Here is a 9,178-nt window from a genome sequence, read left to right on the forward strand (position 1 = left end):
CTCGTCGCCGTCGTGCTCGCCGCGCTCGCCACGTCCCAGGCGGGCGCCGTGGACTTCGTCGCGCTCGCCGCGCCGCAGTTCGCCCGCCGGCTGCTGCGCGCCGACCGCCCGCCGCTGCTGTGCGCCGCGCTCACCGGCGCGCTCCTCACCGTCGTCGCCGACCTGGTCGCCCGGACGGCGTTCGCGCCCGTCCAGCTCCCGGTCGGCGTCCTCACCGCCGCGCTCGGCGGCCCCTACCTGCTCTGGCTGCTCGTCCGGAGGAAGAACCGATGACCGACACCTCCGACCCGGCGACCGCTCCCCGCGCGCAGCCGCCGGGTACGCCCGACGCCCGCCTCCGGCCGCCGGTCACGCTCGCCGCCCGCGACCTGACCGTCGGGTACGGCGACCGGACGATCCTGTCCGGGCTGGACCTGGAACTTCCCGGCGGAGCGTTCACCGTGGTCATCGGCCCGAACGCGTGCGGCAAGTCCACGCTGCTGCGCACCCTCGCCCGGCTGCTCACCCCGCGCGGCGGCGCCGCGCTGATCGACGGCGCCGACGTGCACCGCACCGGCACCCGCGAGCTGGCGCGCCGCCTCGGCGTCCTGCCGCAGTCGCCGGTGACGCCCGAGGGCCTGACGGTCGCCGACCTGGTCGCGCGCGGACGCCAGCCGCACCAGCGCTGGTTCCGGCAGTGGAGCGCCGCCGACACCGAGGCCGTCGAGCGCGCCCTCGCCCTCACCGACCTCACCGGCCTGCGGGACCGCCCGGTCGACGCGCTCTCCGGCGGCCAGCGGCAGCGCGTCTGGATCGCGCTCACCCTCGCGCAGGACACCGACGCCCTGCTGCTGGACGAGCCGACCACCTACCTCGACCTCGCCCACCAGATCGAGGTGCTCGATCTGCTGCGGCGCCTGAACCGCACCGGCGGCCACACGGTCGTGGCCGTCCTGCACGACCTCAACCAGGCGTGCCGGTACGCCGACCACCTGGTGGTGATGAAGGACGGCGCCGTCGTGCGCCGGGGCGCTCCCGCGGACGTGATGGACGCCGACTGCCTGGCCGAGGTGTTCGGCCTCGGCGGGGTCGTCGTCCCCTGCCCCGTCACGGGCGCGCCCATGATCGTGCCGGACGCCCCGGCCTGAACGAAGGAGGACGTCGGATGAGGCTCACGAAGGGACTGGCGGTCGCCGCCGCCGCTGCACTGGCGCTGAGCGCCTGCGGCGGCTCGGGCGACTCGTCGGCCTCCGGGGCGACGCACGTGGTGAAGCACGCGATGGGGGAGACGAAGGTCCCCGACGCGCCCAGGAGGATCGTCGTGCTGGACACCGACAAGGTGGACACCCTGGCCACGCTCGGCCTCACCCCGGCCGGCGCGACCGTCCCCGACCAGCAGGCCGGGATGCCCCGGTACCTCGGTCCCGGGTTCGCCAAGGTGAAGAGCGTCGGCACCACCCAGCAGCCGGACGTCGAGGCGATCGCGGCGCTCAAGCCGGACCTGATCCTCGGCTCGAAGTTCCGGATGGAGAAGTACTACTCCCAGCTCAGCAAGATCGCCCCGACGGTGTTCACCGCGCAGGTCGGCGTCACCTGGAAGCAGAACTTCCTGCTGGACGCCGAGGCCGTCGGGAAGAAGACCGAGGGCGAGCAGAAGCTCAAGGCGTACGAGGACCGCGCCCGCCAGGTCGGGAAGTCGTTCGGCGACCCGGCGAGGCTGAAGGTCAGCGTCATCCGGTTCATGCCGGACGAGATCCGCCAGTACGGCCCGGACTCGTTCTCCGGCATCGTCCTGCACGACACCGGCCTGTCCCGTCCGGACGCCCAGCTGCTCAAGGACAAGGCCGACAAGCGCTTCGCGCCGCTGAGCCCCGAGCGCGTCGACCAGGCCGACGGCGACTTCGTGTTCGTCGCCGCCTACGGTGCCAAGGCCGCGGACGCCCAGGCCAGGACCACCGCCGGGCCGCTCTGGAAGCGCCTCGCCGCAGTCAGGGCCGGGCACACCAAGGTCGTGGACGACGAGATCTGGATGACCGGCATCGGCGTCACCGCCGCCGGCAAGATCCTGGACGACCTCCAGACGAACCTCACCCCGCTCGCCAAGAAGTAGCCCCCTCGGGGGCACGCCCCTGGCGGCCCACACGAAGGCCCCGGCCACCCGCGTGAAGGCCCTGCACGAGTCGCTTCGCGTCGTGCGGGGCCTTCACGTGTTCGGGCTCAGCAGCACCCGGAGCCCGCCGCCGCGCTGTCGGCGTCGGTGGAGGTGGAGGTGGAGGCGGAGGCGCCGGTGGCCGGGGTGCAGCACGCCGCGTCGGCCGCCTTCTCGAGCGTGTCGGCGTCGCCCTTCACCACGTAGACCTCCCACGGCTCCCCGCCGGGGGCGGTGACCCACACCTTGTCCTGCACGGCGTAGCAGCAGGAGGTGTCGTTCTCCTCCAGGGTGACCAGGCCGGCCGCGGTCAGCCGCTCGGTGGCGGCGGTGACCTGCGCGGTCTCCTCGACCTCGACGCCCAGGTGGTCCAGGCGGGTGGGCTCGCCGTCCTCGCCCTCGATGAGCACGAGCTTGAGCGGCGGCTCGGCGACGGCGAAGTTCGCGTAGCCGGGACGGAGCTTGGCGGGGCCGGTGCCGAGCAGCTTGGTGTAGAAGGCGATCGAGCCCTCCAGGTCGGACACGCGCAGAGCCAGCTGGACGCGGGACATGGCCCCTCCTTGTTTCGATGAACATCTAATCAGCGGATGCCCCGAGTTTGGCTCCCTGCATAGATGGATGTCAAATTAGAGGCATGTCGATGTCGCTGGGAATCGAGGACGTGACCGCGGACCGGTGCTGCGCGCCGCTGAGCGGCCCGCTGCTGGGGGAGGACGAGGCCGCCGAGCTGTCCAGAGTGTTCAAGGCGCTGGCCGACCCGGTCCGGCTGCGGCTGCTGAACATGATCGCCGCGGCGTCCGGCGGCGAGGTCTGCGTCTGCGACCTGACCGGCCCGTTCGATCTGACCGGCCCGACGATCTCGCACCATCTGAAGGTCCTCAGGCAGGCGGGGCTGATCACGGGCGAGCGCCGGGGGACGTGGGTGTACTACCGCCCGGTTCCGGCGGCCCTCACCCGCCTCTCCGGCCTCTTCGCCGCCCCCGCCCCGTCCTGACCGCCCCGACCGTCCGGCGAGGTCAGGCTGGGGGAGAGGTCAGCTCGGCGACAAGGGCCTCGACGCGCGCGCGGATCTCGTCGCGGATGGGACGGACGGCCTCCAGGCCGCGGCCCGCCGGGTCGTCGAGCGTCCAGTCCAGGTAGCGCCTGCCGGGGAAGACCGGGCAGGCGTCGCCGCAGCCCATGGTGATGACGACGTCGGACGCGCGGACGTCGTCGGCGGTCAGCAGGCTGGGCGTCTCGGCGGCGATGTCGATGCCGTCCTCGCGGAGGGCGGCGACGACGGCGGGGTTGACCTCGCTCGCGGGGGCCGACCCCGCGGACCGGACCTCGACGGCGTCGCCCGCCAGACGGCGCAGGTAGGCGGCGGCCATCTGGGAGCGTCCGGCGTTGTGCACGCAGACGAACAGCACGCTCGGCCGGGTGTCGCGCCCGGTGGCGGACGGGTCGGGCACGGGGGCCTCCTGCTGGATCGTTCGCGCGTCGGGTCGCCGTTTCGCCTGGTCAGTGGCCTGCTCGCGGGACCGCCTGCTAACGTATCAGCCTATGGTGATGTCAGTCGAGAATGATGTGACCAGGCTGCTGGCCGACCCGCTGCGCGCCCGCATCGTGGAACTGCTCGCCCGCGAGGCGCTGTGCACCTGCCACCTGGTGGCCGAGACCGGCGCCCGGCAGACCAACGTCTCCAACCATCTGCGGGCGCTGCGCGAGGCCGGGCTCGTGGAGCCCGAGCCGCACGGCCGGTTCACCTACTACCGGCTGCGTCCCGAACCCGTCCGCGCGCTGGCCGAACGCCTCGCCGACCTCGCCGACGCGGCCGAGCGGACGAGGAACAGCGACGTCCGGAGGGCCTGCCCGTGACCCGGACCAGCCACCCCGCCCCCGATCCGGCCACCGGCCCTGACTCGGCCACCGCCCCTGACTCGGCCACCGGCCGCGACCCGGCCGCCCGCACCGCTCCCGGCGGCGGCGTCGGCCCGGCGGGCGGCCTGGTCGGCAGGATGTCCACGCTCGACCGGTTCCTGCCGGTGTGGATCATCGCCGCGATGGCGGCCGGGCTGCTGCTCGGACGCGCCGTCCCCGGCCTGGACGGCGCGCTGTCGAAGGTGGAGGTCGGCGGGGTCTCGCTGCCGATCGGGCTCGGCCTGCTGGTGATGATGTACCCGGTGCTGGCCAAGGTCCGCTACGACCGGCTCGACACCGTGACCGGAGACCGGCGGCTCATGGCGTCCTCGCTGGCGCTGAACTGGCTGGTCGGTCCGGCGGTGATGTTCGCGCTGGCCTGGACCTTCCTGCCCGACCTGCCCGCCTACCGCACCGGGCTGGTCATCGTCGGCCTGGCCCGCTGCATCGCCATGGTGGTCATCTGGAACGACCTGGCCTGCGGCGACCGCGAGGCCGCCGCCGTCCTGGTCGCGCTCAACTCGGTCTTCCAGGTGCTGGCGTTCGGCGTCCTCGGCTGGTTCTACCTGGCCGTCCTGCCCGGATGGCTCGGCCTCGCCACCGACGACCTGCACTTCTCCACCGGGAAGATCGTGGTGAACGTCCTGGTGTTCCTCGGCGTCCCGCTGCTGGCCGGGTACCTGACCCGCCGCGTCGGGGAGAAGCGCCGCGGCCACGCCTGGTACGAGGACCGGTTCCTCCCCCGCGTCGGCCCGGTCGCCCTGTACGGGCTGCTGTTCACGATCGTCGTCCTGTTCGCGCTGCAGGGGCGCACCATCACGTCCCGGCCCGCGGACGTCGCCCGGATCGCGCTGCCGCTGCTGGTGTACTTCGCGGTCATGTGGGGCGGCTCGTTCGCCCTGGGCCGGGCCGTCGGGCTGCCGTACCCGCGCACCGCGACCCTCGCGTTCACGGCGGCGGGCAACAACTTCGAGCTGGCGATCGCCGTCGCCATCACCACCTTCGGGGTCACGTCGGGCCAGGCGCTCGCCGGTGTCGTCGGCCCGCTCATCGAGGTCCCCGTGCTGGTCGCGCTCGTCTACGTCTCCCTCTGGCTCCGCGCTCGAGCGCACACCCGCGCCTGACCACCCCGGACCCCCGAGCGCGCACAGCCCGTTCCAGGACGCGACGTCGCGGGGCCGCGTCCGGGACGGCTGCTCCGGCAACCCCGGCCTTGCCCCTCGGTTAGTTCTGTGCGACCGGGGATGGACGGACAGTGATCGCCTGCCTAGCGTCCAAGGCGGAGGTGCGACATGTCGCTCAACGTATCGCCCGAACTGCTCGCCAAGGCCGAGGCCGGCGCCGTCGGCCAGGACGAGTTCCTCAAGTGCGTCGCCGACTCGCTGCCGTTCGCGTGGGCCATGGTGACGCGGCTGGTGGAGGAGATGAGGAGCACCGACGCCGAGAGCGTCCAGAACACGCTCGTCCCCGAGACCGAGGACGAGTGGGGCCAGATGTTCCGCATGTTCTCCAGCGACTCGATGCGGAACGCGATCCAGGAGCACTTCGGCGTGCGGCTGGCGTTCCAGAACTGCTGCAAGCCCGCCGTCTTCCGGAAGGACGCCGACGACGCCTACCGGCGGTTCGTCTCGCCCGAGGCCCAGCTGCTCAACCAGGACCCGACGCTGCTCAACTGCTGACCGGCGACCAGCACGACGAGGCCCCCATGTTCCGCCCGGACGTGGGGGCCTCGCCGCGCCCGGATCACGGGGTCCCCGCGATCCAGCCCGAGGGCGCCCCCGCGCCCGTCCCCGTGGCCGCCGCGCCCGTGCCCGTGGACGCCGCGGCCTCCGGGCCGAGCCGGAAGCCGGGGTCGATCTGCCGGGTGAGGTCCACCCCGACCGCCTTGTTCGCCCAGCTCTCGGCGTTGCGCACGTGGAACTCGCAGGCCAGCCGCTGGTACCGGTCCCAGTCCTTGGACTGGGCGTCCACCTCGTCCTGGAGGCGGCGCAGCACCTTGCGCGTCGCGTCGTCCAGCGCGTCCAGGGTGAACGGACGGCCCTGCTCCATCGCGCGCACGGCGGGCTGGTGCCCGATGACCGCGAGCAGGTCGGAGCCGACGTGCTCGCGGAGGAACGCCTCGTCCCCGGCGGTCTGGACCTTGTTGCCGACGACCGCGATCCGGACGCCGAAGTCGGACGCGTGGCCGGTGTACTGGCGGTAGACCGCCACGCCCTTGCGCGTCGGCTCGACCACCAGGAACAGGAGGTCGAACCGGGTGAACAGGCCGGACGCGAACGTGTCGGCGCCCGCCGTCATGTCGGCCACGACGTACTCGCCCGGACCGTCCACCAGGTGGTTGAGGTACATTTCCATGGCGCCGGTCTTGCCGTGGTAGCAGGACACGCCGAGGTCGCTCTCGTCGAACGGCCCGGTCGCCATGAAGGTGACACCGTCCACCTGCCGGGACAGCGCGTGGACGGGGTCGTGGCCGTCGAACCGCAGCAGCCGCGAGCCGCGCCCCGGCGGCGTCGTCTTGACCATCTCGGCCGTCGAGGCGATCCGCGGGTTCTCCCCGCGCAGGTACTCCTTGATCTCCGCGAGATGCGCCCCGAGCGCCGGGACGTCCGCGGCCTCCTCCTCCGTCATCCCGAGCGCGACGCCGAGATGCTGGTTGATGTCCGCGTCGATCGCGACGACCGGCGCCCTCTCGGCGGCGAGGTGGCGGATGAAGAGCGAGGAGGTGGTGGTCTTGCCGCTGCCACCCTTGCCGACGAACGCGACCTTCACGAGTGATGCCTCCGTCCTGAAACTGAAAACCGTTTCCGGACCGAGTCTGGCATCCCCCCGCGCGCCCGCGCCGCCGAACAGCGGACCGTGCCGCTCTGTCGCCGATCACCCGCTTTGCTCCTTGGCCAGGCCAGGCCAGGCCAGGCCAGGCCGGGCCAGGCCGGGTCGGGTCGGGCCGGCGCCTGGCCGAGTCAGCCGGCGGGCTTGTCGCGCAGGCTCTCGACGGGATGCGGGCCGTCGGTGGCGAGGCGGTACTCGTCGCCGAACTTGTCGCGGTGCTCGTCGATGACGAGCTCCTGCGGCGGACGGGCGGCGTTGATCCGCTGCTGCATCCGCTCGAACCGCTCGTGCATGTCCTGGACGTAGCCGGTGCCGAGGGTGGTGTAGTCGATCTGGGTGGCCAGCAGGTCCCGGACGAGCCGCTTGTTCGGCTCGAAGGTGACCGGCTCGGGGAGCGCCGGCGCGAGGACGCTCTCGGGGTCGCGGCCGTCGTGGCGGCGCATCAGGTCGCAGGCGAGCCGCAGGTGCTCCAGCTCCATGTTCAGGTGCAGTTCCCAGATGCCCTTGATGCGCGGGTCCGTCTCGGTCTGCATGAACGAGTAGTACAGGTAGCACTCGTTGTACTCGTGGTTGACCAGCCGCTCCCACCACGTCTCCCCGGGGTCCACGAGGGACTCGTAGTGGGTGACGTGCTCCTCCTCGACCAGCCCGATCTCCTGGTAGAGCCGGCGCGCGATCGGCTCCATGTACATGGGGCCGACGTTCATGTAGAAGTTCATCGTCTGCTGCTCGGCCGACATGATGGTCAGCGCGTGCAGCTTGGACAGCGGGGCCGCGGCCGTGCGGTCGTAGGGCTCGCGGACGTTGTCCATGGGGTCGCGGTGCTGGAGGTGGCCGGGGCGTCCGGGCATGACCTCGGTGAGCTGGTCGACGATCTTCTCCGCCTTGCGGTGCTCGATCATCTCGTACAGGTTGGCGTACCGGTACAGGTGGTCGAAGTCCTCCAGCAGCCCGAACTCGTAGGCCTGCTTGAGGTAGGGGTCGGGCTCCTGGCGGGCGACCCAGCCGGTCAGGTCGACCGCGACCTGCTCGTAGCTGAGGGTGGTCTCCAGCACCGACGCCTGGCCCGGCAGCAGCCAGTTGACGACCTTCTGCTGCTGCGCCTCGATGTACCGGACGCGGGCGAGCTGCTGCTTGACCGCCAGGTCCGGGCAGACCCGGGCCATGTGGTGGCTGAACATGATCGCCTCCACCTCGATGCCGTTCATCGTGATGATGCGGCACTTGGTGTAGGGATCGGCGTCGTCCGGGTCGACGGGTGCGACGTCGAGCTCGGCCCAGTCGCGGAGTTGGTCGTCGAGCGGGATTCCGCGGTGTTCGAGCGGGTTGAATGCCACCGGGCACGTCCTTCTGTGGGAGCCGATTGGGACAGTGCCCGCTGTGCTACCCGGTCTCTTCCGCACTGCACTCCTTTTGTCCACTTCATTGGAAGACCTTTGCGGGAAGCCTGGTAGGCAACGCGACGGGCAGACCTTTCGCAAGGACTCATGAGGGGTCGCTTAGGCGATCGGCGCTCGGGTAGGAGGCTGCCGTCACGTGCCGCCGACGTGGATCCGACCGGGTCACGGGGCCGTTTTCCCGCGCCATTCTCCAAGCGAGGCCGAGCGGAACCGAGCACGTCCGAGAAAGTCCGAGCAGCGAGGACCGATATGCAGACCACGCCCACCGACGCACAGAACACCGAGGACGTCGTCGATCTGCTGCGCGCGCAGCACGGCCGGATCCGGGACCTGTTCGACGAGGTGAAGAACTCCGACGGGCAGGCGCGGAAGGACGCCTTCCAGGAACTCGTGCGCCTGCTCGCGGTGCACGAGACCGCCGAGGAGGAGATCGTCCACCCGTCCGCGCGGAGCCTGCCCGGCGGCGACGGGATCGTCGACGACCGGCTGGCCGAGGAGCGCGCGGCGAAGGAGGCGTTGTCCGAGCTGGACGGCATGGACACCGACGACCCGCGGTTCCTGCCGAAGCTGGACGCGCTGCGCGTGGACGTGCTCACCCACGCCCGCGCCGAGGAGCGCTACGAGTTCGACCGGCTCAAGGACCAGTTCAGCCCCGCCCAGCTCAAGGGCTTCGCCGCGGCGATCCGCGCCGCGCAGGCCACCGCCCCCACCCACCCGCATCCGGGGACCGAGTCGGCGGCGAAGAACGCGCTGATGGGGCCCATGGTCGCCATCGCCGACCGCGTCCGCGACATGATCCGCGACGCGCGCCAGAGCTGAGCGGCGGCGGCACGAGCCCGGGGAGGCCGACGGTCGCGTCGGCGCCGTCCAGCCCTGCCCGTCCAGCCCTGCCCGTCCGCCCCCCGCCGAGGGGCGGGGGGCG

The 9,178-nt window shown here is 72.0% G+C and carries 12 protein-coding genes; 8 read left to right on the forward strand and 4 right to left on the reverse strand.

What is annotated here, in order from left to right; translation table 11 throughout:
* From DZF91_RS33040 to DZF91_RS33050, 3 genes are all read left to right on the forward strand, one after another.
* Positions 1-273, forward strand: a 273-nt coding sequence (locus tag DZF91_RS33040) for an iron chelate uptake ABC transporter family permease subunit (protein WP_147341505.1), incomplete at its 5' end; no start/stop codon positions are given.
* On the forward strand, positions 270-1,127 hold the full coding sequence (locus DZF91_RS33045; protein ID WP_117360973.1) for an ABC transporter ATP-binding protein: 858 nt from the start codon (positions 270-272) through the stop codon (positions 1,125-1,127). The genes DZF91_RS33040 and DZF91_RS33045, both read left to right, overlap by 4 nt.
* Positions 1,128-1,144: 17 nt before the next feature.
* Positions 1,145-2,089: an ABC transporter substrate-binding protein gene (locus DZF91_RS33050; protein WP_117360974.1), complete on the forward strand. Its 945-nt coding sequence runs from the start codon at positions 1,145-1,147 to the stop codon at positions 2,087-2,089.
* A 107-nt stretch (positions 2,090-2,196) separates the two neighbouring features.
* Here the strand turns inward: DZF91_RS33050 and DZF91_RS33055 are convergent, their stop codons facing one another.
* On the reverse strand, positions 2,197-2,679 hold the full coding sequence (locus tag DZF91_RS33055) for an ArsI/CadI family heavy metal resistance metalloenzyme (RefSeq protein WP_117360975.1): 483 nt from the start codon (positions 2,677-2,679) through the stop codon (positions 2,197-2,199).
* 89 nt (positions 2,680-2,768) lie between these two features.
* Between DZF91_RS33055 and DZF91_RS33060 the strand changes: the two genes are divergently transcribed.
* Positions 2,769-3,122 carry an ArsR/SmtB family transcription factor gene (locus DZF91_RS33060; RefSeq protein WP_199487067.1) on the forward strand — a complete coding sequence of 118 codons (354 nt, stop codon included), beginning with the start codon at positions 2,769-2,771 and terminating at the stop codon, positions 3,120-3,122.
* A gap of 22 nt (positions 3,123-3,144) precedes the next feature.
* Here the strand turns inward: DZF91_RS33060 and DZF91_RS33065 are convergent, their stop codons facing one another.
* Complete coding sequence (locus DZF91_RS33065; RefSeq protein ID WP_268915994.1) at positions 3,145-3,579, reverse strand: arsenate reductase ArsC; 435 nt, start codon at positions 3,577-3,579, stop codon at positions 3,145-3,147.
* A gap of 91 nt (positions 3,580-3,670) precedes the next feature.
* Here DZF91_RS33065 and DZF91_RS33070 point away from each other — a divergent pair, with 91 nt between their 5' ends.
* From DZF91_RS33070 to DZF91_RS33080, 3 genes are all read left to right on the forward strand, one after another.
* The gene (locus DZF91_RS33070; RefSeq protein WP_117360977.1) at positions 3,671-3,985 is read left to right on the forward strand and encodes an ArsR/SmtB family transcription factor; all 315 of its coding nucleotides are present in this window, start codon (positions 3,671-3,673) and stop codon (positions 3,983-3,985) included.
* A gap of 140 nt (positions 3,986-4,125) precedes the next feature.
* The gene (arsB, locus tag DZF91_RS33075; protein WP_117360983.1) at positions 4,126-5,151 is read left to right on the forward strand and encodes an ACR3 family arsenite efflux transporter; all 1,026 of its coding nucleotides are present in this window, start codon (positions 4,126-4,128) and stop codon (positions 5,149-5,151) included.
* Positions 5,152-5,319: 168 nt separating this feature from the next.
* Positions 5,320-5,706 (forward strand): SCO5389 family protein, encoded by a 387-nt coding sequence (locus tag DZF91_RS33080; RefSeq protein ID WP_117360978.1) that lies wholly within the window; start codon positions 5,320-5,322, stop codon positions 5,704-5,706.
* Positions 5,707-5,770: 64 nt separating this feature from the next.
* Here DZF91_RS33080 and DZF91_RS33085 read toward each other — a convergent pair whose 3' ends face one another.
* Positions 5,771-6,796: an ATP-binding protein gene (locus tag DZF91_RS33085; protein WP_117360979.1), complete on the reverse strand. Its 1,026-nt coding sequence runs from the start codon at positions 6,794-6,796 to the stop codon at positions 5,771-5,773.
* A gap of 191 nt (positions 6,797-6,987) precedes the next feature.
* Positions 6,988-8,193, reverse strand: a complete 1,206-nt coding sequence (locus tag DZF91_RS33090) for a hypothetical protein (protein WP_117360980.1) — start codon at positions 8,191-8,193, stop codon at positions 6,988-6,990.
* A gap of 312 nt (positions 8,194-8,505) precedes the next feature.
* Between DZF91_RS33090 and DZF91_RS33095 the strand changes: the two genes are divergently transcribed.
* Entirely contained in the window at positions 8,506-9,075 is a 570-nt protein-coding gene (locus tag DZF91_RS33095) for a hemerythrin domain-containing protein (RefSeq protein ID WP_117360981.1), read from the forward strand.
* Positions 9,076-9,178: the final 103 nt, after the last annotated feature.

Source organism: Actinomadura logoneensis (assembly GCF_003428695.1).
Taxonomy (GTDB): Bacteria; Actinomycetota; Actinomycetes; order Streptosporangiales; family Streptosporangiaceae; genus Spirillospora; species Spirillospora logoneensis.

Coding starts and splice junctions, on each gene's coding strand:
- DZF91_RS33045 (WP_117360973.1), top strand. CDS start 270: ATGACCGACACCTCCGACCCGGCGACCGCTCCCCGCGCGCAGCCGCCG.
- DZF91_RS33050 (WP_117360974.1), top strand. CDS start 1,145: ATGAGGCTCACGAAGGGACTGGCGGTCGCCGCCGCCGCTGCACTGGCG.
- DZF91_RS33055 (WP_117360975.1), bottom strand. CDS start 2,679: ATGTCCCGCGTCCAGCTGGCTCTGCGCGTGTCCGACCTGGAGGGCTCG.
- DZF91_RS33060 (WP_199487067.1), top strand. CDS start 2,769: ATGTCGCTGGGAATCGAGGACGTGACCGCGGACCGGTGCTGCGCGCCG.
- DZF91_RS33070 (WP_117360977.1), top strand. CDS start 3,671: ATGGTGATGTCAGTCGAGAATGATGTGACCAGGCTGCTGGCCGACCCG.
- arsB (WP_117360983.1), top strand. CDS start 4,126: ATGTCCACGCTCGACCGGTTCCTGCCGGTGTGGATCATCGCCGCGATG.
- DZF91_RS33080 (WP_117360978.1), top strand. CDS start 5,320: ATGTCGCTCAACGTATCGCCCGAACTGCTCGCCAAGGCCGAGGCCGGC.
- DZF91_RS33095 (WP_117360981.1), top strand. CDS start 8,506: ATGCAGACCACGCCCACCGACGCACAGAACACCGAGGACGTCGTCGAT.